This is a genomic window from Paenibacillus mendelii, assembly GCF_024498075.1.
Classification (GTDB): Bacteria; Bacillota; Bacilli; order Paenibacillales; family Paenibacillaceae; genus Paenibacillus_Z; species Paenibacillus_Z mendelii.
The window spans coordinates 48990-70840 of sequence record NZ_JANHOF010000014.1; the positions used below are offsets into that span (position 1 = coordinate 48990).

General features: G+C 51.6%; 20 protein-coding genes and 1 pseudogene. 4 read left to right on the forward strand and 17 right to left on the reverse strand.

The features are described from left to right. Nucleotides 1-10: 10 nt before the first annotated feature. The 4 genes from NNL21_RS28280 (at nucleotide 11) to NNL21_RS28295 (ending at nucleotide 4011) form a co-directional block, all read left to right on the forward strand. The gene (locus NNL21_RS28280) at nucleotides 11-1102 is read left to right on the forward strand and encodes a GerAB/ArcD/ProY family transporter (protein WP_204821564.1); all 1092 of its coding nucleotides are present in this window, start codon (nucleotides 11-13) and stop codon (nucleotides 1100-1102) included. Further along, nucleotides 1099-2217 (forward strand): Ger(x)C family spore germination protein, encoded by a 1119-nt coding sequence (locus tag NNL21_RS28285; protein ID WP_204821563.1) that lies wholly within the window; start codon nucleotides 1099-1101, stop codon nucleotides 2215-2217. Before NNL21_RS28280 ends, NNL21_RS28285 begins: the two co-directional genes overlap by 4 nt. A gap of 149 nt (nucleotides 2218-2366) precedes the next feature. Then, complete coding sequence (locus NNL21_RS28290) at nucleotides 2367-3473, forward strand: CobW family GTP-binding protein (protein ID WP_204821562.1); 1107 nt, start codon at nucleotides 2367-2369, stop codon at nucleotides 3471-3473. 223 nt (nucleotides 3474-3696) lie between these two features. Beyond that, a complete protein-coding gene (locus tag NNL21_RS28295) occupies nucleotides 3697-4011 on the forward strand; it encodes a hypothetical protein (protein WP_204821561.1) in 315 nt (104 codons plus the stop codon). Nucleotides 4012-4147: 136 nt separating this feature from the next. Here NNL21_RS28295 and NNL21_RS28300 read toward each other — a convergent pair whose 3' ends face one another. From NNL21_RS28300 to NNL21_RS28380, 17 genes and pseudogenes are all read right to left on the reverse strand, one after another. Then, nucleotides 4148-4954 carry a histidinol-phosphatase HisJ family protein gene (locus NNL21_RS28300; RefSeq protein WP_204821560.1) on the reverse strand — a complete coding sequence of 269 codons (807 nt, stop codon included), beginning with the start codon at nucleotides 4952-4954 and terminating at the stop codon, nucleotides 4148-4150. 36 nt (nucleotides 4955-4990) lie between these two features. Next, on the reverse strand, nucleotides 4991-5749 hold the full coding sequence (locus tag NNL21_RS28305) for a DeoR/GlpR family DNA-binding transcription regulator (protein WP_204821559.1): 759 nt from the start codon (nucleotides 5747-5749) through the stop codon (nucleotides 4991-4993). A 101-nt stretch (nucleotides 5750-5850) separates the two neighbouring features. Further along, on the reverse strand, nucleotides 5851-6801 hold the full coding sequence (locus NNL21_RS28310) for a CehA/McbA family metallohydrolase (protein WP_204821558.1): 951 nt from the start codon (nucleotides 6799-6801) through the stop codon (nucleotides 5851-5853). Between the two features lie 29 nt (nucleotides 6802-6830). Beyond that, a complete protein-coding gene (locus tag NNL21_RS28315; protein WP_204821557.1) occupies nucleotides 6831-8162 on the reverse strand; it encodes an ABC transporter substrate-binding protein in 1332 nt (443 codons plus the stop codon). An 84-nt stretch (nucleotides 8163-8246) separates the two neighbouring features. Further along, on the reverse strand, nucleotides 8247-9068 hold the full coding sequence (locus NNL21_RS28320) for a carbohydrate ABC transporter permease (RefSeq protein ID WP_204821556.1): 822 nt from the start codon (nucleotides 9066-9068) through the stop codon (nucleotides 8247-8249). A 24-nt stretch (nucleotides 9069-9092) separates the two neighbouring features. Next, nucleotides 9093-10046, reverse strand: a complete 954-nt coding sequence (locus tag NNL21_RS28325) for a carbohydrate ABC transporter permease (protein WP_204821555.1) — start codon at nucleotides 10044-10046, stop codon at nucleotides 9093-9095. Then, the gene (locus NNL21_RS28330) at nucleotides 10009-11094 is read right to left on the reverse strand and encodes an ABC transporter ATP-binding protein (protein WP_204821554.1); all 1086 of its coding nucleotides are present in this window, start codon (nucleotides 11092-11094) and stop codon (nucleotides 10009-10011) included. Before NNL21_RS28330 ends, NNL21_RS28325 begins: the two co-directional genes overlap by 38 nt. Nucleotides 11095-11326: 232 nt before the next feature. Then, entirely contained in the window at nucleotides 11327-12226 is a 900-nt protein-coding gene (locus tag NNL21_RS28335; RefSeq protein ID WP_204821553.1) for an MBL fold metallo-hydrolase, read from the reverse strand. Nucleotides 12227-12465: 239 nt separating this feature from the next. Continuing rightward, entirely contained in the window at nucleotides 12466-12777 is a 312-nt protein-coding gene (locus NNL21_RS28340; protein ID WP_256555547.1) for an ECF transporter S component, read from the reverse strand. Between the two features lie 702 nt (nucleotides 12778-13479). Further along, nucleotides 13480-13700 (reverse strand): annotated as a pseudogene (locus tag NNL21_RS28345) (sigma factor); the annotation flags it as partial. A 202-nt stretch (nucleotides 13701-13902) separates the two neighbouring features. Continuing rightward, nucleotides 13903-16047, reverse strand: coding sequence for a glycoside hydrolase family 3 N-terminal domain-containing protein (locus NNL21_RS28350; protein WP_204821552.1), 2145 nt, complete (start codon nucleotides 16045-16047; stop codon nucleotides 13903-13905). After that, nucleotides 16048-16854 carry a sugar phosphate isomerase/epimerase family protein gene (locus NNL21_RS28355; RefSeq protein WP_204821551.1) on the reverse strand — a complete coding sequence of 269 codons (807 nt, stop codon included), beginning with the start codon at nucleotides 16852-16854 and terminating at the stop codon, nucleotides 16048-16050. Nucleotides 16855-16857: 3 nt separating this feature from the next. Next, nucleotides 16858-17844 carry an NAD-dependent epimerase/dehydratase family protein gene (locus tag NNL21_RS28360; protein ID WP_204821550.1) on the reverse strand — a complete coding sequence of 329 codons (987 nt, stop codon included), beginning with the start codon at nucleotides 17842-17844 and terminating at the stop codon, nucleotides 16858-16860. Between the two features lie 38 nt (nucleotides 17845-17882). Then, a complete protein-coding gene (locus tag NNL21_RS28365) occupies nucleotides 17883-18965 on the reverse strand; it encodes a Gfo/Idh/MocA family protein (RefSeq protein WP_204821549.1) in 1083 nt (360 codons plus the stop codon). 11 nt (nucleotides 18966-18976) lie between these two features. Continuing rightward, nucleotides 18977-19810 carry a phytanoyl-CoA dioxygenase family protein gene (locus NNL21_RS28370; RefSeq protein ID WP_204821548.1) on the reverse strand — a complete coding sequence of 278 codons (834 nt, stop codon included), beginning with the start codon at nucleotides 19808-19810 and terminating at the stop codon, nucleotides 18977-18979. Between the two features lie 239 nt (nucleotides 19811-20049). After that, nucleotides 20050-20937, reverse strand: a complete 888-nt coding sequence (locus NNL21_RS28375) for a carbohydrate ABC transporter permease (RefSeq protein ID WP_204821547.1) — start codon at nucleotides 20935-20937, stop codon at nucleotides 20050-20052. A 21-nt stretch (nucleotides 20938-20958) separates the two neighbouring features. Next, entirely contained in the window at nucleotides 20959-21849 is an 891-nt protein-coding gene (locus NNL21_RS28380; protein ID WP_204821546.1) for an ABC transporter permease, read from the reverse strand. Between the last annotated feature and the right edge of the window lie 2 nt (nucleotides 21850-21851).

The window sequence follows — 21851 nt, forward strand, 5'->3', positions numbered from 1 at the left end:
GGGTGAGACCATGAGCGAGAAAATTTCCCCGTTTCACATCGCCCTGCTTGTTTATATGATTGAGCTGGATGTGACCTTCTTCAGCCTTCCCCGGCTTATTGCGGAAAACATCGGCACCAACGGCTGGATCGGGTTAATCGGCCTGTCGCTTATCGCCGGGTTGAACATCGTTCTTATCCAGCTCGTATACCGGTTTGCCAAAGGCCGTACCGTTTATGAAATCATGGAGAGAGCCATTCCCAAATGGATCATGTATCCGGTGTATGTGCTGCTTGCTGTGTTCTGGGTTATGCTAGGCAGCTTCGTGGCCAAAAAATTCGTGCTTATCTTCCAGATTATTTCCTTCCAAACGGCCCCTTCGATGTTTCTATACAGCCTCATTGCGGTCATGGCCTTGTATTTGTTGACCAAAGGTATCTATAACATCAGCAAGGCAGTGACGATATTTTTCTTTTTTTTGATTCCAGTTGCGTTCTTGGCTGTCTATTTTATTCCGGAATGGGAGCCCATCCGGTTCACGACTTTTCTATTTCGGGAGGCGGCAGAAGGACACAGCTTTAGAAACTGGCTGGAGGTGTATACCATCTTTACCGGCTATGAACTTGTGCTCCTGCTGTTTCCATATGCGGACCGGAGTAAAAAAATATTCAAGGGCGTATACATCGGCCACTTCCTGCTGACGTCCATGTATCTGCTGCTGACGGCGGTATGCTTCGGCTTCTACAGTCTGGGCCAGCTGCAATCGCTCATGTATCCGGTTATCGATTTACTCTCATACATCGAGCTGCCGTTCATCAATCGTATTGAAAATCTGATCTTAACCCTCTTTCTTTTCGCCAACCTCGTATCGCTAACGATGTTTCTCTGGGCAGCGCTTACGGCACTTAAGCGGTTGTTCCCAAAACCGAAGAAGAATGCGCTGGAGATTGGGCTGGTCGTCCTATCGGCCCTCATCGCCATCTACCCCAAAATCACGAGAGATTCCGAGGCGCTTCTTCGGGCGGCGCTTTACGCAGAAACCGGCCTTGCATTCGCGGTGCCCATTCTGCTGCTGCTGCTGCTTGCTTGGCAAAACCGGCCGAAGGGAGGCCGATCAGCGTGAGAAAAGGGATCAGTCTACTTATCGCCATCGTTCTATTAACAGGCTGCCGGGATGAAAAGGTAATCGACCGTCTGGGCTTTATCAGCACGATCGCCTATGATTTAGCCGGTTCCGAACAAGGGAACAACATGCTCCATATTTCGATCAGTATCCCGAAGGCGCAGCCCTTTAATGAACGCGTCCTGCTCTCCACTTATGCCAAGACGTCCAAGGAGGCGCGTTTCACCTTCTCGCGCCAGAACAACCGCCAAATCGTAAACGGCCAGCTGCGCTCCGTCTTGTTCGGCAAGACGTTGGCCGAGCAAGGATTGTGGAGCCGTATCGATACTTTAGTCCGCGATCCTGGCATCGACAGCGAAGTAAGCGTCGTTGTTGTCAGCGGCGATGCGAACGCGCTGCTTAAAAGCAAATATCCGCAATACTCGGAGAGCCGTTATATCGATGAGCTCATCCAGACCGAGACGAAGTCCAGGGATATTCCGAACACGAATCTCCACTCGTTTACCAGGGATTACTTCGATGACGGCATCGATCCTACCGCTCCTTTGCTGAAAAAGGGAGACATGGGACTCGAGATCGACGGTATCGCACTGTTTCACGAGGATCGTTACGTAGCCCGGATTGCTCCAGAAGATGCGCTGCTGTTTTCATTTCTTACCGGTAATTTTCACACGGGAGACATCACGGTCAGCTCCTCAGGCGGTGACGGGATCGATACCGGCGACATCATGATGGGCTCCCTCTCCAGCAAGCGTTCAATCACGATCCGTCATCTCGATGCCCTTCGGGACGGGAATCATCTCGACGTCACCATTAAATTGAAAATAAGAGGTTCACTCATGGAGTATATCGGGCCGTTAAAGCTGCAGCAGAGCGCCGATCAGATCAAGCTGGAGAGCGACTTGAACAAATATGTGGAGAAGAAAACCGAGGCGTTCATCCGCAGGATGCAGGCCGTCAAGGCCGATCCAATAGGGATCGGATTGTATGCGCGCAGCAGCATGAGATACAAGCAATGGAAAGCTGCCGATTGGCATGACCGGTTCCCCCATGTCAAGGTTCATGTGAAAGCCGATGTGAAAATTAAAGATATCGGCAAGCTGCAGCAGTCGTAGTTTATATCGTTCCATATCTCATACACCCTGGAGTAATTCGTCCTATCGCTGTGATATACCCACCCGCATATCCTTAAAGGTGCAAGGCTACGGTTCAGTTTTGAGAATCGGTGCATACACTTACTAGGATGAAAGGAGCGTTGGCGATTATGGAGAATTCATCAATTCCGGTCATTGTGATCAGCGGTTTTCTCGGCAGCGGCAAGACGACGCTGCTGCTGCGGCTGCTGAACGGCGCCAGAACAAACGGGTTACGGGCCTCCGTGCTCATGAACGAAATCGGTGCCATCGATGTGGATGGAAGACTGGTAAGCGGAGAAACGGCTAGTCAAATGCTGGAGCGCGTAACGGAAGGATGCCTCTGCTGCACGAAGAAGAGTGAGCTCGCCCACTGCTTGGAACGGCTTGTGCTGCGGCAGCCTGACGTCATTCTAATGGAGCTGACGGGCGTGGCGAATCCCGAGGAAATCGTCGAAGCAATGAGCGAGCCTGCCATCCTAGGCAAGGTAGCGCTCCACCGGATCGTTACCGTTCTGGATGCCGAGCATGCCACGGATTACAATAGTATTTTCTCGACCGACCGGGAGCTCGTACATACGTTGAGACGTCAAATCGAAGCAGCCGATATCGTACTCGGGAATAAAGCCGATTTAATTTCGGCCAAAACAGCGGCAAAGGTGGAGGGTATGGTCCGCGGCCGCAATCCCCATTGTCAGCTCATCCCAACGGAGCGCTGCGCAATTGATCCTATGCTTATACTAAGCGGCATTGTATCCCGAACGGTCCAAACCGTTCCGGTGAGCCGGGTTCGTGCGTCAGTCCCGGTGCAACTGAACCGGAAGGCTCCAGCAGCCGGAGTGAAGCACAGCTCCGGCACGGCTGTGCAGACTTCCGAATGGAATCGCGACAGCCCTTCATCCGCATTGGCGGATCATCCCGGCGGGGAACCGGCAGCCGGCAGCCCTTCCCGCTCTTACACCCGCATACAGACGGTTGCGATCTATCCGGACACCGCACCGCATGTTTCGCGCCGCAGCTTCGAAGCGTTCTTCAGCGGACGCGGTCAAGCATGCCTTCGGGCCAAAGGCTACATGCCATATGGTGATAATGGCGCTATGCTCCTCTTTCAATATGCCGGCAAGCGCTTCGAATGGCAGCCGGCCGATTATACGGGCACGCCTTACTTTGTCATGATTGGCATCGACCTCGCTGAAGATCAAATTATACGCGAGTGGCAGAAGCTCATGCGGCGTTAGCCGCACGTCCAATATTTATGGGCAAGTATCGCAGCAGTTCATAGACGGGGCATAGGCTGCTAACTTCTACTCCAAGCATTGGAGGCGTCGTTAGATGGCCTTTGCTCCATTTACTCCCTATCCATATCCCCCGTACCATATCCCTACGACTATGAATGGTTCTTTATTATTCGTATTTATAGTAGAATGGGGAAGCTACTTTATCTGATTATGAGGTGTTCGAATGTCTATTAATCTTACACAAGCTTTCATACAGCGGTTGAACCGGGAAATCGCCGCGCTTCAACAGGAAAGCATGAGCGTGCAGAAGAAGAAGGAACAAGCACTGTCTAAGCTCAAACAACTGCAGCGTCACACGAAAATAAGCGCATCTCCCAGCGATTTGAACAATACCCTGAGCCGCATCAACAAGCTAAGTAAAGAAATCGCAGAACTCAACAGCACCCATCCGGTTCTACTTAAACAATTAGCAGCGAAAAAAGCCGCCCTTCAAGAGCAGCTATCTAAAAACAGAACAACAGAATCACCGGACAATTAGACTCCCAGCTTTATTTCCCCGTCCCCTCCTCGAACCCCTATTCCATCTATGAAACGCGTGAATGAACCCCGCAGGGGGTAGAAATCATCCTGTTTCCGTAGTGCTTGTTTGCTCATGCTGATGACGGACTCTCCTTCTAAATGGCAACCAGCTGCGGAACGCGGTTCTTGAACTGGACAATCTCCCGGATATGATAGGACTTCAATAGCTCGATTGCCTCGCTGAAGCCCCTCTCATAATGGCTTAAACGATGCGCGTCCGATCCGAGCGAGAACAGCCTGCCGCCCAAATCGACATACATCTTGAGCAAATAAGAATGAGGGTGGATCCAGCCTTGGCGGAACAATCCGGCCGTGTTCAGCTCGAGCGCCTTATCCTTCCTTATGATGACCTTCATGATGTCATAGAGGATCGCATGTGCTTGCTCATAATGCTCCAGGCCGATCGCACGCTTGGAATAACGGGCGAAATAATCAAGATGCGCCACGACATCGTAATGGTCCATTTCATTCACCGCATGGAACACATGCGTAAAGTAATCGGCGAACACCCGCTCAAGCGGCTGTTCGTGGTAAGCATCCTCCGCGAAATCCAGCACGCCGTTATTGTGGACGGAGAGCAGGACAAGGTCGAAGGAGTGCTGCCGTAAATACGCATTGATTTCGTTGATATATTCCTGTCGGTACCCGACCTCGATGCCTTGACGGATATCGATCTCGTATTTGCTGCGCAGCTTAGCGGCTTCACGCTCGTATGCCGGCATATCAATCAGAACGTCTTTCTTGAAAAATTTGCAATCATAATCAAAATGATCGGTCGTGACGACAAACTTCTTCCCCAGCATCTGGGCATGACGGACGATCGCCTCCAGTTCCTCGGTTGAATCGGGCGAGTACCGGGTATGAACATGCTGGTCTACGATATTCGGCGATACTTGCATCATGTAATCCTTCCTGCGTCCATAATCGAGCATGCGTTATTAGGCTTTGATCCATTGAACCCCTTCGCTTTCCAGCTGATTAATCCAGTCGCTGGGAGGCTCGCTATCGCATATGACATGATTCACGTCATTGAATTCAGTATATTTGTACATGGATTTCGCTTCGATCTTCGTATGATCGACGACAAGAAACACTTCGCTTGAGCGCAGAATCATGCGCTTCAGAAAATTGCCCTCGTCGATATGATAGGTGGTGATCCCATTGATGATGGAATAGCCGTTCGCACCGATGAAGGCTTTGTCGATATTCAATTTATCCAGCATGTCCATCATCGCGGTTCCTGTTGCAAACATCTGATCCGTGTCGATCTCGCCGCCCAAGAAGATGATTCTTCCGGTAAAGAAGCCGGATTTCTTCCGTTCGATCAATTGGTTCAAAATCGAGACGCATCCGACGATAATGGTCAGATTATGCTTGTTGTGCAAATGCTTCGCGATTTGGAGCGTTGTCGTGCCTACGCCGAACGCGATGACATCGTAATCCTGAATATATTCCGCCGCTTTCTTGCCGACCTGCTTCTTCTCATCGATATTGATGTCATGTCTTTGATTGAAAGGCGCTTCATACAATCTGAAGTTCGGCTTGATGGCTCCGCCATGGACGATAAGCAGCTTATTCTCCTGATTGAGAAGCTCCAGGTCTCTGCGGATTGTGACCTTCGATACCATCAGCCTCTCCGCCAAACCGTTCACCGTCACTCTGCCATTCGCGTTCAATTCGGCCAAAATCAAACTCATCCGCTCCACTTGCAGCATTGTTACTCCACGCCCTCTCCATTTCATTTCGTGAGGCCGGAAAACCTCGCGCGAACGCTCCGTATCCCGGCCTGTTGGAACCGTTAATCCAAATAAATCGGATTCGTATAAGCACTCTTACCATATTTGTCGATACATTCGATCCGGATATATTTCTCCGTTCCCTGCAGCTTCTTTCTAAGCTGCGTTACATTCTCGCCGATCTCGATTTGATATTGGTGGCGGTCCCCGTTCATATAGATCCGCTGAACAGGCGAGCATTCGAAGATAACCTCATCATCGACGATCCGGAAATCATAAATTTCAGGACCGGTCGAGGAATAGAAGCTGCCTTGGAGCAGCGCTTCGATAATCGCATTGCGGGACAGCTCCTTCGCCTTGACGACGACCCAGCCGCCGAAGGAATCATTGTATGGCGAATCGAGCGGAATCCGGTTATGATTATCGTCCGTGGCCGTACCGTACAACCGCTTGCCTCTGCGGAGCAGGCTGTCCCACAGAATCTTCGCATTACCCATATTCTCCTGCCATTCGGAGCAGTGGTTATAGATCTCGATGGCGAACAGATTGTCAAGCTCGATCAAGTCCTGCCACTCGACGATGGACCAATGCGGATGGTTAAACATGACGATGTTGCCTCTGGCGACCATGTCGTCGATAAACGCTTGTGCGGTGGAGAAATCCTTGAAGTCCTCCCACTTGATCGGCTCCATATGCTTCAGCGGCTCACGCGTCGCATTCCGGATATGATCATCGGTTCCCAGAATAACATGAAGATGGAAGATGCGATAGTCGCCGGCCGGCATGCGGATGCCAACTTCACTGGAAGGAAGCGTAATAAAATCCGCTTCGTTCTGATCCTCGAAATTGGAGAAGAAATCATGCTCGGAGTGAGCCAGAAAATGATAGCCTTTCTCTTTATACGCGGCCCGAAGCTGATCGGTCGTAAGATCCCCATCGGAGAGTGTGGAGTGACAATGCAAATTCCCTTTGTACCAGCTGCCTTCGTTCATAAATCCGTCTGCTGTTCTCATGCCGCTTTGCCTCCTAATTGTCTGTTTGCTTATTTGTTTTCGTCCATAATTTGCTGGGATTTCTCCGCTGCCTTTTGAATCAGCTGCTTAGGATCTTGGTTCGTATCGATCAAAGCTAGCCGCAGATCCTCGACGATCGTCGTATACATTGCCCGCCAGTTTTTCTGCCATGGACGCTTGTGGGCGTACTGCAGCTGATCGATGCCTACCTTGTACTGCGGGAATTCTTTATACAAGGCTTGTATCGCTTCGGTTTCGAGCGATGACTTCGTAATAGGGAAGTAGCCGGAGTTCTTGAAGAACGATACGACGAAATCATCGCTGGCCAAGAATTCGAAAAATTTGCCTGCCGCTTTCTTCTGCTCTTCCGTCGCGCTGTCCAGAATGATCATGTTGGCTCCGCCGGTAACCATTGAATTCTTCTCGCCCGCGGGCTGGAATGCGACCTGCAGGTCGAATGGCTGCGATTCCTTTAACAGCGGCCCCAACGAACCGGTGGAATCCAGCATCATTGCCGCTTTTCCTTCCATAAACTTCTGCTTCACCAGATCGGACTGGCTGTCCTGCGAACCATAAGGGCTGAACATCGCCTTCTCCTTGACCATGTTTTGCCACAGCTCGACGATTTTCCAGCCCTTCTCATTGCCGAACTCGACCTTCGAGCCATCCTCGCTTACAATCTCACCGCCGTACGAATAGACCGCCGACTCCCAGAACCAGGCATCGCTGTCCCAATGGGAGGCGAATCCGTAAATCTCTTTATTCGGCTGGGCGGCTTTCTTCGCAAATTCATAGAGCTCGTCCCATGTCTTCGGGCCTTCCGCCGGCAAGCCCGCCGCTTTGAGCAAATCCGCGTTCAAGTATAGAATCGGCGTGCTCCGGTTCATCGGCGCCGCTTTGAATATGCCATCCACATAGCTGGAGCGGGTCAAGCCTTCAATATAGTTATCAATGGCTTCTTTGGACATATATTGACTCAAATCGGCTGCGACCGGATGGTAGCGGGTCAGGAATGATTCTTCGATTTGCGCGATGACAGGCGTCTTCTTCGCGACCAAAGCCGCTTCCAGCTTCTCGGCTACGCCATCGTAGCCGCCTTGGCCGGAAACGACGACCTCGATCCCCGGGTTCGCTTCATTAAATTGCTTCGCGGCGTCGAAGAGATATTTGCCGTTCGAATTGCTGGAATCCCAAATCGACCACATATCGACGACGACCTTCTCTTGCTTGCCGCCATCTCCGCTTCCGACCTGCCCCGCATTGTTTGCCTTCGAATCGGAAGTGCCGCATCCCGCAAATAAACCTGCTATTATCGTGCCTACTAAAGCGATTGAAGACATTTTCTTTACAGTTGGTCTCATCGGTTAAATCTCCTCCATTATTTGATGCCGTACATGTCTTCTCTCTTTGCCGCAGTGACCGCTAGCAAACACCCCCTTAAAAGACTATTTAATTCCGCCATAGACGAACGCATTCTTGATAAAGCGGTTCGCAAACAAGTAAAGGACGAGAATGGGCGCCATCAATAACACATTGCCCGCCATTGATATATTCCATTGATTGACCCCGTCGCCGACGTCCAGCAAGCCTTTCACCGCAATCGGCAGTGTCCGCACCGACTCGGAATTGGTCAGAATGAGCGTCCAGAAATAATCGTTCCACTTTCCGATGGCGGTGAACAGCATGACGGTGATTATATACGGCTTGGCGATCGGCAGCATGATCCGGATCATGATTTTCAGCTCGGTCGCTTTATCCAGCTTGGCCGCATCCAACAGCTCGTTATTGATTTGCTTGAACGCCTGCGTCATGAAGAAGATCGCGAAGGACGAATACGTGAACGGAATGATCAGTCCCTGATACGTATCGATCCATCCGAAATCGCTGAGCAGCACATAGATCGGAACGAACGTGACTTGAGCCGGGAGCATTAAATCAACCAGGACCAGCGCGAAAAAGAATCCCGACAGTGCGAATTTCTTTCTGGCGAATGCATACGCCGCAGGCACGCAGACGAATAGCTGGCCGGCCATCGTCAGCACCGTTACTATGATGGAATTTAGGCCGAAGTGAAAAAACTTCACTCTCACCCATGCCTCGACATAATTGCTGAACTGCAGCGATTTCGGCAGCATCGCCGGCGGAAATTGAATGGACTCGATATAGGTTTTGAGCGATGTACTGATCATCCAAAAGAACGGAAAGATAAAAATAAGCATCAAAGCTATCATAAGCATGGAACGAAGTATTCGGATCGCCAGTTTCATCGTGTGCTTCTCTTCCTCCGCTGATTAGTAATGAACTTTCTTGGAGAAAAACATAAAGTTCAACAAAGAGATGAAGCCAATTAAAATGAGAAATAGTACAGATGCCGCCATGGCCTTGCCGAGCTGAAATTTCAAAAATCCGATTTGATAAATCCAATGTACGATCAAATTGGAGGAGCCCTGCGGACCCCCGCCCGTCATCAGGTTCACGACGTCGAACGAGCTGAACGCGCCGATCGTGGACGTGATCAGAAGAAAGAACAGCGTCGGCGATAATAACGGAATCGTAATCCGGAACAGCGTACTCCATCTGCCCGACCGATCCAGCTTCGCAGCCTCATAAATATAGCTCGGAATGCTCTGCAGACCCGCAATGACGATCATTGCGCTGAAGCCGAGCCCCTTCCAGATCGAGACGATCATGATCGACAACAGCGATGTCTTCGGACTCATCATCCACAGCTGGGGCTCGAAGCCGAACATCTTCAGTACGTAATTCACAATGCCCATTTGCGGATCCAGCAGCCACATCCACATGATGGTGACCGACACGAACGAAACGATATGAGGCGTAAAGATGACGCTCTGCACGAGATTGGTCAAGAAGGTGCTCTTCTGCAGCAGAATGCCTATCATCAACGCAAATATCAAGCCGAAGCATACGGTAAAGAAGGCGTAGATCAACGTATTCTTCAATACCTGCATGGAATCGGGATCGGCGAATATGGACCGGTAATTATTAAATCCGGCAAAGCTCTGCTCGCCTGTGACTACATCCCAATTCATAAAGCTGACTTTGACCGCGAACAGGATCGGATACAAGGAGAAGATCGAGACCAAGATGACCGCCGGCGCGATGAGCACATACGGATTTTGCAGCACCTTGTTCAAGGCGCGGGGCAGCATTCTTCCGGGCTTCATCAACGTGGGGCCGCCCTTCTTATCGTGCAGCTGCTTCGCCGGAATGTTCTCTTGCAACGTACACGCCCTCTTTCAATAAAATGGATTGCGTCAGCTGCAGGATTCGCCCAGCATCCCGAATACGCTGTTCGTGCATATCGAAGAAAAACATGTCTTGCTCCGCCACATATACGCTCACGTTATCCCCAAACTCGCGCTCTTCCTCGGACTTCACGAGAATGGTGCCCATAGTGGTTCTCACATGGTATAAGCTGTCCATCCCCAGCGTTTCGCACGTCATAATTTCGCCCGGCAAGACGACCCCTTGGAATCGTTCCGGCATCGTAAACCTTGCCCGCTGCGGCCGGAAACCCAATTGACAAGTCATTCGCAATGAAACGATGTTCATACCCGGATCTCCGATGAAGGTCGCAACGAATACGTTGTCCGGGTTGTTATAGACTTCCTTCGGCGTACCCGTCTGCATCACTCTGCCCTCGTTGAAGATGACAATATCCGTGCCCATCGTCATGGCTTCCACCTGGTCATGCGTGACAAACACGAACGTGGACTGCAGATTCTTATGGAGCTGGATCAATTCACTTCTCATCTGATTACGCAGCTTCGCGTCGAGATTGGACAATGGCTCATCCATTAGGAAGACGCTCGTCTGCTTGGAAATCGCTCTGGCCAGCGCGATGCGCTGCCTTTGTCCTCCGGACAGCATGGACGGCATCGCATTGGCGTACTGCTCCAACCCCACCTGACTGATGACATGATCCAGGCGCCGTACGATATCTGCCTTCGACAGCCCTTGATTCTTCAGGCCGAACTCGATGTTTCGCTTTACGGTCATATGCGGATAGATCGCATAGTTCTGAAAAACCATGGCGACATCACGGTCTCCCGGCTCCAGCTTCGTGACGTTGGCAGCTCCAATGCGGATCATGCCTTCGGACACATCCTCGAGCCCGGCGATCATGCGCAGCGCGGTCGTTTTCCCGCAGCCCGACGGGCCGACAAGCACCGTAAACGAGCTGTCGCGTATTTCCAGATTCAACTGATCGATGACCGTTTTGCCATTCGGATACGTTTTTCGCACGTTTTCGAATTGAATCGCAGACATGTATAATCCCTCCTGCTTCTGTAAAGTGAGCCGTGTCTTTGTTTCCCTCACACTGGAAATCTTACGGGAGAAACGTAAAGGGAAGATTAACTATGAATGTTTATATTGTTAAGTTAACTTTTTTGTTGCTTTTTGTTCTTTTCAACCCATGAATCGGATTGAGATAAAAGAAAACAGCACCCCGGCCGGTAAGCAGAGGCGCTGTTTCTATAACGGAAGATCACGATTATCCTTATTCGATCGCCATTCCATCGAAGGCCACGATGACGGAGACCGGTGATGTGCGGTCGAAAGCATCCTGCAGCTGATCGTGATGCAAGGGATGCTTGTGATTAATATGGGTCGCGTACACCTTCGTGCCCTGGTCTATGGTGCCATTAGCCAGCAGCCTGTCCAGGACGAGATTGAAGTTTTTCAGATCCAGATGCCCTTTCACGTAATCCCCCCGGGACTCGTCTCCGCCGAAGGTGCATTCCATGACCAGAATATCGAGCTTGACCTTCTCCAGATACGTGAAGGTTTCCTCAAAGAAATAGCCGGTATCCGAAGCATAATAGAAGATGCGGCGATCCGGCAGGGTTATCAAATAATTCGCGGCAATCTCACCCTCGCCATATCCGCCGTGCGTGCCTTTGAGCGGAGTGACCGTGTAGCCTCCAATCGATGCCGGTTCGTAATATGGAAGCGCAGTTATCGGAAACCTCTGCTGCCACTGCTTGTACCCCTGCTCGTCATTGGCATAGTCGCCCAGCACGCATTGCCGGAACATTCCGGTCGCCCACGAGTAGGCGGTTTCCGATACGTAGATCCGGACCGGCTTGTTGCCGTTCGTGACAACGGCGCAATCCTTCAGCAGCATCTCGAAGAAATTCAAATGATCCGAATGCGTATGCGTGATCAAGACATCCGTCAAATCATGCACATCTAGGCCAGTTTTCACTAATTGATGAAACAAATCCGGCCCCAGATCGATATGCACGTTCTCATTCAGCCGGAATGCGGAACGGGAACGGACATCCTTCCCTCCATGCTTCCTGGCATGTTCGCAATACCCGCATCGACAGAAGAATGCAGGTATCGCCTCCGCGGCGCCCGTTCCCAGAAAAATAAGGCTGTTGTTTATGGTGTTCATAATCCCACTCCCGACGTATGATCCATTCTCACAGCTTCAGCCATGGACATGTTAAGTATATCGGCCTATGGTCAACCGTCAATGAAGCGGTTATAAACATTGTGTAAACCTGCAGTTATCTTAAGGATCAATAAGCCCATACTTGGTTTTGATGCGGTCCAATTTCTCAAGCATCGGTCTGGATAGGATAAAGAGAAAGACTACCGTAGCAGCCGCATGCACCAGATCGAACCAGAAGCCTAGGTGGCCAGCAGCGCCTTCCATGAGAACGAAGATGTGAACATCAACAACGAGCCCACATTAATAATGCCGCCGTAAATGAAAAAAGTCGCCAAGCCTCCAAAGATGCACAGGGAAAGCTTCGTCTTCGGAAGCAGCCCCTCCTGCGACAGGATCCCCGCCAGAGAACCAATAATTCCGAAACAGAACATTTGCCACGGCGTCCACGGTCCTTGGCCAAAGAAGATGTTAGACACGAACCCCGTCACAGCCCCGACAAGAAAGCCAGCCTCAGCGCCGAAGCTCACACCCGCTATAATTACGATCGCCACAACGGGCTTTGAGCTTAAGCAGCCCATTTACGGCTGTAAGGCCGAAAAACGGCGTTACAGCAGCACTGCCGGGGGCTGCGGACGCTGTAAGTCCATTTTCTGGTCTTACAGCGACTGAGGCCTGAGCTTAGCCAGCCCATTGTCAGCTGTAAGGCCGAAAAACGGCGTTACAGCAGCACTTCCGGGGGCTGCGGACGCTGTAAGTCCATTTTCTGGTCTTACAGCGACTGAGGCTTGAGCTTAGGCAGCCCATTGTCAGCTGTAAGGCCGAAAAACGGCGTTACAGCAGCACTGCCGGGGGGCGGTGGAGGCTGTAACGCCGTTTTCTGGTCTTACAGCGACTGAGGCCTGAGCTTAGCCAGCCCATTGTCAGCTGTAAGGCCGAAAAACGGCGTTACAGCAGCACTGCCGGGGGGCTGCGGAGGCTGTAAGTCCGTTTTCTGGTCTTACAGCGACTGAGGCTTGAGCTTAGCCAGCCCATTGTCAGCTGTAAGGCCGAAAAACGGCGTTACAGCAGCACTGCCGGGGGGCTGCGGAGGCTGTAAGTCCATTTTCTGGTCTTACAGCGACTGAGGCTTGAGCAACGGCACAGGCACCCACCATACTTTTGTGTATGTGAACAATTCCCCTCGAGTACCTCCCACCCAAGTTAGATGTTACGCCTCCACACCAAATCAGATGATACGAGTGTAGAGGCCGTGACTTCTCCTTGAGTCTATAATCCACATAGACATTGTAGGCGACTCGAAACAGCCACGGCTTGTCTTGTCCGCCTTGCAATCTTCCAAATATAAATAAGCGCGGTAAAAGGTTTCCTGAACCAAATCTTCGGCCGCGTGATGATCGTCACAGAGGGAGCGGAGGTAACGGTAAATGTCGTTCATATAAGATTGATAGATTCCATCCAGATTGTTTGGCTTCATTCCCTCCCCCTACACCTATCCACGTATGAGATTCATAAAAGTTACAGCTCCTTGGATGAAACAAAAGAAATGGCAGCCATCTAGGCCACCATCAGACTTCCGAAAAAAGGATATAAAACATAAACTAGGCCAGCCAGAAAGCACTGGCTGACCTAATTATTTGAAAGTTGTCCGAGGCTTTCTACATTGTCCGAAAACTCGGTTAAGGAGTGTTTGCAACCTCAAATTGCCCTTCCAGTCCTTCATTACTATTCGGACCTACCCATACACGGAATGAGCCCGGTTCTACAACAAATTGATGCTGACCGTTTATAAAGCCTAGATGCTCCGCAGACAACTTAAACTCGACGACCTGCCGTTCGCCGGCTTGCAGCGCGATCTTCCGGAAGCCCTTCAGCTCCTTCACCGGTCTGGTTACCGATGCCGCTTCGTCGCGGATATAGAGCTGCACGATTTCCTCGCCGTCCACACTTCCCACATTGCGTATGCATGCCTGTACCGTCAGTCCCTCTTGCGGGCTAATCGAAGACTTGCTCAAGGTAAGGTCCGTATATTCGAATTGTGTATAGCTCAGCCCGTAGCCGAACGGATACAACGGCGTTTCCTTGTCATCGACATAACGTTTCATAAGCGGCCTTCCAGTATTCTTGGCATTATAGTAAATCGGAATTTGCCCCGCACTGCGCGGAAACGTCACAGGGAGCTTCCCGCTTGGATTGTAATGGCCAAACAGAACATCGGCCGTCGCCATGCCGGCTTGAATGCCCAGATGCCAGGTTTCTACAATCGCCGGAATGTGAAGCTGCGCCCATTCGATGGAGAGCGGCCTGCCGCTCTCCAGTACCAGAACGACCGGAACGCCTGTCTCATGAATGACTTTCAGCAGAGCCAACTGGCTGCCCGGGAGCTCCAACGACACGCGGCTGTTGTTCTCGCCGCTCATATTCGCCGTTTCCCCCAGCACGACGATCGCAACCTCGCACTGGCGGGCAACAGTTGCTGCGTCCATCCGCTCCTGCTCCGTGCCTTCCGTTACATCGCAGCCCTTCGCATACATGATCTCCATGCCAGGCCCTGATAGCGACCGGATGCCTTCGAGAATCGTAACGACATCGGCACTTCTGCCTTGGCCGCCCCAGCAGCCGAGAAGCGCATCGCGGTCATCCGCCAGCGGACCGATCACGGCCAGCTTGCGAACAGATGGCTTAATCGGAAGCAGAGCCTCCTCATTCTTCAAGAGTACGATGGACTGGCGCGCTATCTCACGAGCTGTCTGAATATGATCCGGGGCGAGCATCATCGCGGAGGCAAGCTTGGTGTCCAAATAAGGGCGGTCAAATAGCCCCAATTGAAACTTGATCCGCAGAATGCGGGAAACTGCATCGTCGATGACCGATTCGGCTACCGTTCCCTTCTGAACCAATTCCAGCAAATGCTCGTGATAGACAAGAGCATGCATGTCCATATGCACGCCGGATTCGATAGCGATCCGAGCGGCCTCTTCCCGGGATCCGGCGAAGCCATGCTGCTTCAGCTCATCGATGGATTCCCAATCGCTCACCACCATGCCCTCGAATCCCCATTCCTGCTGCAGCACATTGTGCAGCAGCCAACGGTTGCCCGAACACGGAACGCCGTTCAGCTCATTGAAGGCGACCATAATCGTACCCGCTCCGGCTTCGAGCGCCGCTTGAAACGGCGGAAAACAAATTTCCCTCAGCCGTCTCTCGGACATATCGACCGTATTATAGTCTCTGCCCGCTTCGGCAAACCCGTATCCGGCAAAATGCTTCGGACAGGCCATCATATGCGGGCGGTCGTTCCAATCATTCCGTTGAATGCCCTTCACCCGCGCACGCGCGATCTCGGCGCCCAGGAACGGATCTTCCCCTGCACCCTCGGCAATTCTGCCCCATCTGGGATCGCGCGTGATATCGACCATCGGCGCGAGAATCCATTGAATCCCTTCTGTCGAGGCTTCCCGTGCGGCGATTGCGGAGGTCTCTTCGATTAATACCGAATTCCAGCTGCAGGCCTCAGCTAGCGGGATCGGAAAGGTGGAACGGTAGCCATGAATGACATCATCGGCGATGAGCAGCGGGATTCCCAGGCGGGATTGCTCCACAGCCAGGCGTTGAATTTCATTCACTCTATCCGCCCCTCGTACGCCGAGCAAAGAACCGATCTTCCCTTCGCGGATCAACGGTCTATCGGACTTATCGAACGTTCCGAGCTGCGTCATCTGCCCGATCTTTTCCTGGAGGGTCATCTTGGACAGCAGGGCGCTTATTTTTCGCTCCGTTTCCGGATTGCCGCGAAATGGGGTTACTTCCTGCAATGAACCCATTTACGGGCTCCCTTCGATGCGGAAGAACGGCTTTAAATAATCGACCGATCTTCTCACATCTTCAATCATGGTCCGGACGGGCCGATTCTCTTCGTTATGAAGCAGCTCAAAAGCCAGCCAACCGCTATATCCGATATCGGTCAGCGCTCGAGCCAGCTTGGCCATATCGATCTCCCCTTCCAGAAGATCCTCCGTCGGAATCCGGCCCATTTGATTTCTCAAATGGAAGGCATAGATTCGCTCTGGATAGGTCCGAATCCACTCGATAGGGTCGGCTCCCGCCACATGCGCCCAACCCGTGTCCACGCACAGCCCAACGTCAGCACTCGCGTATTCAATTACGCTGCGCAGATCGCCTTCCGCATTATGCTTCTCGTCCGCGTGATTATGAAGGCTTACCTTCAGTCCCCATTCTCCAGCCGCCGCCGCTATGCGGGACATATGCTCCCCTTGACGCTTAAATTCATCCTCTGTCTTCGGGAGGGCGACGCCCCAACCCCCTTTGGGATCCGCATTCACGACCAGATCCGATCCTCCGGCCTCCGCCAAGCCCTTGATCAGCGGAATGACGCTCTCCTCGAAAGGAATAACCGGTTCATGCAGGTTAAGCCCGATATAACCGCCGGATACAGATAATCCGTACCCTTTGGCAAGGCGAACAAGCTCCGGCGTCGGATCGATTTCAACGGCATTCATCCCGGCTTCCGCACACTCTCTGAAGATGTCGTCCCACGAATCTTCTCTTTGATCAAGGCGATATCTTTCGTGCCAGCCGTACATCCCTGTCGAAAATCCTTTAATCATCATTCCTCAAAACTCCTTATGCATTCCCAGATAACGGCCAATAATGGAATCTTCCCATGTCTCCAGATCTGAATCGGGAATCCTCCCGTCTTGTTCCATGACATGGAAGACCTGCCTCATGCCCTCCTCCAAGGTTACGGTTGGTACGAATTCCGACACGTCACGGGTTAATTTCGAAGCGCTGTAATACGTGTTATGAGCAAAAATCTCCCTGCAAATATCAAACCTCTGCGGATCGATCGCAAGCAGCGTCTGCAAGGGAACGCCGATCAGCTCCACTTCCCGGCCCAACACCTTCATTGCGGTACGATGATAATCTTCCCATGTTATGAACGACTGGGGGACCAGATGATACACTTGTCCGATGCAGTTGGCCTTTCCGAGAACGCCGGCGAATCCCTTGGCCGCGTCGGATACATGCAGAAACGAATGAAGAGCCTTGCCGTCCCCGCATATAAGAATCGGCTTCCCTTTGCGGATCCGGTCGATCCAAGAGAAGTCCCACGCCACTTGACGAAGCATCCCCGACCGTGGTCCATAGGTCGTCGACGGCTTGATGATCGTGACCGGAAACCCTTCCTTATGATAGGCCGCAAGCAGAGCATGATCAGCTGCTGCCTTATCTCTTCCGTAACCCGAGATCGGCCGCTGCGGGTGATCCTCGGTCACGGGAAGCCAATTATAATCGACGCCATAGGTGCAAACGGTCGAGCATTGAACGAAGTGACCGATGCCGCGGAAGGCCTCGATGCTGGTCAGCGCATCTTCTTCCGTAAAGCTGATCATATCGATCGCGGCGTCAAACCGCCCCCGCTGCATCGTCTGAATGAACGTATCCTTATCATGGCGGTCGCCAATGATAACGTTGACGGCGGCGGGAACCTCGCCGCTCTTACCGCGATTAAAGCACGTCACCTCATGCCCCAGCTCCAGTAACCGGTCAACAATGCTCCCGCTAATATTACCGGTGCCGCCTAATACGATCACCTTCATGGCCCTACCACGCTTCCCTGTTCATTAATGATAACGCCTCAGTCGCGCAGCTTGGATACCGTCTTCGATGTTCCTGATTCCGCGCAATCATAGATCGCCTGCAGGCAATGGAAATTGAACACGGCCTGCTCGTTAATAACCGCTCGCGATTCCAAGCCCTTGACCTTCAAGTAGAAATAATAAATCGGATGGTCCATCACACCATACGGTCCTGCATGTGCCATCTGACTTTCCTTCGCTTCCACTTGCCCTTCTTTATCCTGTTTAAACACAACCTGGTCGGTTTCAAAGTACGGCGACCATTTCACGGCGCCGAGCGTGCCTTCCACCTCAACATGATGGTAGGCTTCCCCGTGTGTGCATGTTGCCCGCTCATATTGAAGCCATACGGATTTGCCATCCGCCAAGTTATATTTTAACGTCGCGCCGACATGGCCTTCGACATCGTACTTCGTATCCGTCGGGTCGATCTGCGTCTTTGGCTGGCTCATCCAAGCCGCGACGACATCGACCGACTCCGGCTGCAAGAGGTCATTCAACACCGTGAAGTCATAAGGACCCCAATCGATCAGTATCCCGCCGCCGCTCTTGGCACGGTCCAGAAACCACTTGCTCTCCGGCTGATATTCCACACCTGCACGGCCGCGTTGAACCCGGTAGACGAAGGAGATTTTGTATACGTCGCCCAAAGCTTGCGACTGAAGCAGCGATTTGACTTCTTCTGTCTTCGGCAGGCCAAGGAAGCGGTCGCTGCAGCATCCCAGCAAGCGGTTCTGCCGTTTTGCGATTTCAAACAGCGTCTCTGCTTCTTCGCCGTTCATGACGAGCGGCTTCTCACACAGCACGTGGCGGCCTGTCTCCAATACCATGCGAGCCAGTTCAAAATGTGTGAACGGAGGCGTGCCCACGATGACGATATCGTCCTCGTTTGCGTGCTCGGCAAGCATCGCCTGTGCATCGGAATAAGCGGCCGCCTCCGGATAAGCTTCCATGAAAGCTGCGAGCGCCTTCGGGTTCGGATCCGCAACCTTGAGCTCGATCGATTCTTCGCTAGGAAGCTTCCGAATCGCTTCCGCATGAGATCTGCCAATTACGCCGGCGCCAATCAAATATATTCTCATCTTCTTCACTCCTATTCCCACGGCATCTTAGCAGGGAAGCCGATTTTTTCCATACGGAAAGCATCCTTGGCCTTCTGCGGCATCTGGTCATATGTGTCCTGCGGAATCTGGATGTAAGAGCCTCCGCCATACCAGCTCTTGCTGAAGATCATCGCAAGGTTCGTGCGGCGGTCATTGGACTTGTTCGGCGTACCCCGGTGCCACATGCGGATATCGCGGATCACGATCGAACCGGCCGACATGAGCACCTTCTCGGACAGCATATGCTCCGCCGCACGCACAATATGGAGATGCGGATTCACACTGCCGTCGAGCGTGTCGTGATTGGCCATGTCCGGGTTAAGATGCGTACCGCCAGGCCATACCTCAAGCGGTCCGTTCTCTTCCGTCACATCAACCAACGGGATATTGACGACGAGGCTGAAAATTGGCAGCGGAATGGACAGCTCCGGGAAGAGCGGCATGGTGTCGCTATGCACGTTCTGATAGTCCGCGCCCGGCATCGGCGTATCTGATGCAAAATAAGTGCAGCGGTTGTCCGCGCCCAAAATTTTATCGAGCACCGCTGTCGCGATCGGGTTGCAAATGACGTCCTCGTCGATGAAAGGCTGCATGACAGGCAGGAACATTTGCGCCCGGTTCGTTCCGGTGTTGTATCCTTTGCGCTCGATGAATTCGTCGAACAACGGGTCGAAGGATTTCCGGATATTTTTGATTTTCTCTTCGCTCAGCACTTTATCGAACAGGATGTATCCGTTGGTTTTCACTTGCTCAACCGCGATAGCCAACGTTTCAGGATCGAGCTGCTTCGTTATCAATTCCTGCTCTGTCAGTTGAATTTTCATCTTGAATTCCTCCTATTATTTTTTCTTATATAGATAGAACGAGAGGAGGTACAAATAGCGAAGCAGGATGAATGATTCTGGAGAAGCGTTAGCGGTCGCCTTTGTTCCCGGATTCCAACCTATAATTCTAATTCAAAGAAATCCAATAGCGATCGTAAGAACATTCTGCCTGCATAACGGGTTGTGTGCCAACCATTCGTTCCATCTATATGAATCTACTTCGCGCGAAATGCGCTGCGCTATTCTTTAACCGAGCCGAGCATGATGCCATGAATGAAATAACGCTGCAGGAATGGATAGATGACCAGAATCGGCAGCATGCCGATCACGATTTTCGACGCGTTCAAGGTTTGGTTGGAAAGCTTCTTGAACATTTCGATTCGTTCCACGGACGATATGTTTTGCAGGTTCGTCTGCACGACGAACTGCTGAATATACGTTTGAAGCGGATAGTTCTCCATGCTTCGCATGAAGATCAGACCGTCGAAGAAGGAATTCCAATGATTGACGATACTGAACAGCGTTACGGTCGCCAGTGCCGGAGCAGATAGCGGAATGAACACCTTCATCAGCATGTACCAAGGCCCTGCGCCGTCGATGTGGCCGGCTTCCGACAGTTCCTTCGGAATGCTCCGGAAGAAGTTCATCAGCAGGATGACATTGAATACAGGTACTGCGGTCGGGAGGACCAGCGCCCAGATCGTATCGAACATACCGAGATATTTCATCAATATATAGAGAGGAATGATTCCTCCGCTGAACAGCATGGTGACGATAATGAACCACATATACGAGTCGCGGAAACGGAACTCCGAAGCTTGACGGGAGAGCGGATACGCCATTAAGACCGTAATGAGAAAGTTGATTATACCGCCCACGAACACCCGTTTAACCGATACGAAGAATGAACCGAGAAAATTGTTGTCGTTTAAGATCGTGCTGTATGCCGCCGTGTTGAACCCAACAGGCCATAGTGTGACCTTACCGGCTGCCGCCGCTGCCTTATCGCTGAAGGATACCGCGACCGTATATAAGATCGGAGCCAACGAAAGGAACGTAATGAGCGCCATGAGTACATATAAGCTGCCCTTCGTCATACGCGTCGTCCAAGATTTATTCTGAACCATGTGAGTACTCCCCCTTTCCGGTTAAAAAATGCGATAGTTGGCAAATCTGCTGGCCAATCGGTACGAGATCACAATCAAGATCAACCCGATAACCGATTTCATCAATCCGACCGCAGTTGCCAAACCGAATTGGGCTTGTACGATACCGACACGGTACACATACGTATCAATAATATCGCCGGACTCATACACAAGCGGATTGTACAAGTTGAAGATTTGATCGAAGCCGGCATTCAAGATGTTGCCGATGCTGAGCGTTCCAAGAAGCACGATCGTCGGCGCGATACCTGGAAGCGTCACGTATTTCAGTTTTTGCAGCCATGATGCACCATCGATTTCGGCCGCTTCATACAAGGTCATGTTGATGCCGGTCAGCGCTGCCAAATATATAATTGCGTTAAACCCGAACTCTTTCCATACATCACTGGATACGACGATCACCGGGAATAAGCTATTGCTGCCAAGAAACATAATCGGCTCCATACCGAAGGCTTGAAGCGCATTGTTCACCACGCCGTCAAGCGAGAGCAGGTCGATAATAATGCCGGATAGAATAACCCAAGACAAGAAGTGAGGCAAATAGACGATCGTCTGCACCCAGCGTTTGAAGGCGACCTTCCTTACTTCATTCAATAAGATGGCGAAAATTAAGGGCACCACGCTGTTGGCAATGATTTTCCAAAAAGCAATATTGATCGTGTTGAAGAAAATGCTTCTGCTGTCTTTCATTTCGAACATATACTTGAAGTTTTCCAGACCGATCCAAGGGGATTTCGTAATGCCCAGTCCCATCTTAAAGTCCTGGAAGGCGAGCACAATGCCAACCATCGGAATGACGCTGAAAACGATGAGCAGGATCATTCCCGGCAATAACATCATGTGATAGTGCTTTTGAAAAATGCTATGCTTCATTA

Coding starts and splice junctions, on each gene's coding strand:
- NNL21_RS28280 (WP_204821564.1), top strand. CDS start 11: ATGAGCGAGAAAATTTCCCCGTTTCACATCGCCCTGCTTGTTTATATG.
- NNL21_RS28290 (WP_204821562.1), top strand. CDS start 2,367: ATGGAGAATTCATCAATTCCGGTCATTGTGATCAGCGGTTTTCTCGGC.
- NNL21_RS28295 (WP_204821561.1), top strand. CDS start 3,697: ATGTCTATTAATCTTACACAAGCTTTCATACAGCGGTTGAACCGGGAA.
- NNL21_RS28300 (WP_204821560.1), bottom strand. CDS start 4,954: ATGATGCAAGTATCGCCGAATATCGTAGACCAGCATGTTCATACCCGG.
- NNL21_RS28305 (WP_204821559.1), bottom strand. CDS start 5,749: ATGAGTTTGATTTTGGCCGAATTGAACGCGAATGGCAGAGTGACGGTG.
- NNL21_RS28310 (WP_204821558.1), bottom strand. CDS start 6,801: ATGAGAACAGCAGACGGATTTATGAACGAAGGCAGCTGGTACAAAGGG.
- NNL21_RS28315 (WP_204821557.1), bottom strand. CDS start 8,162: ATGAGACCAACTGTAAAGAAAATGTCTTCAATCGCTTTAGTAGGCACG.
- NNL21_RS28320 (WP_204821556.1), bottom strand. CDS start 9,068: ATGAAACTGGCGATCCGAATACTTCGTTCCATGCTTATGATAGCTTTG.
- NNL21_RS28330 (WP_204821554.1), bottom strand. CDS start 11,094: ATGTCTGCGATTCAATTCGAAAACGTGCGAAAAACGTATCCGAATGGC.
- NNL21_RS28335 (WP_204821553.1), bottom strand. CDS start 12,226: ATGAACACCATAAACAACAGCCTTATTTTTCTGGGAACGGGCGCCGCG.
- NNL21_RS28350 (WP_204821552.1), bottom strand. CDS start 16,047: ATGGGTTCATTGCAGGAAGTAACCCCATTTCGCGGCAATCCGGAAACG.
- NNL21_RS28355 (WP_204821551.1), bottom strand. CDS start 16,854: ATGATGATTAAAGGATTTTCGACAGGGATGTACGGCTGGCACGAAAGA.
- NNL21_RS28360 (WP_204821550.1), bottom strand. CDS start 17,844: ATGAAGGTGATCGTATTAGGCGGCACCGGTAATATTAGCGGGAGCATT.
- NNL21_RS28365 (WP_204821549.1), bottom strand. CDS start 18,965: ATGAGAATATATTTGATTGGCGCCGGCGTAATTGGCAGATCTCATGCG.
- NNL21_RS28370 (WP_204821548.1), bottom strand. CDS start 19,810: ATGAAAATTCAACTGACAGAGCAGGAATTGATAACGAAGCAGCTCGAT.
- NNL21_RS28375 (WP_204821547.1), bottom strand. CDS start 20,937: ATGGTTCAGAATAAATCTTGGACGACGCGTATGACGAAGGGCAGCTTA.
- NNL21_RS28380 (WP_204821546.1), bottom strand. CDS start 21,849: ATGAAGCATAGCATTTTTCAAAAGCACTATCACATGATGTTATTGCCG.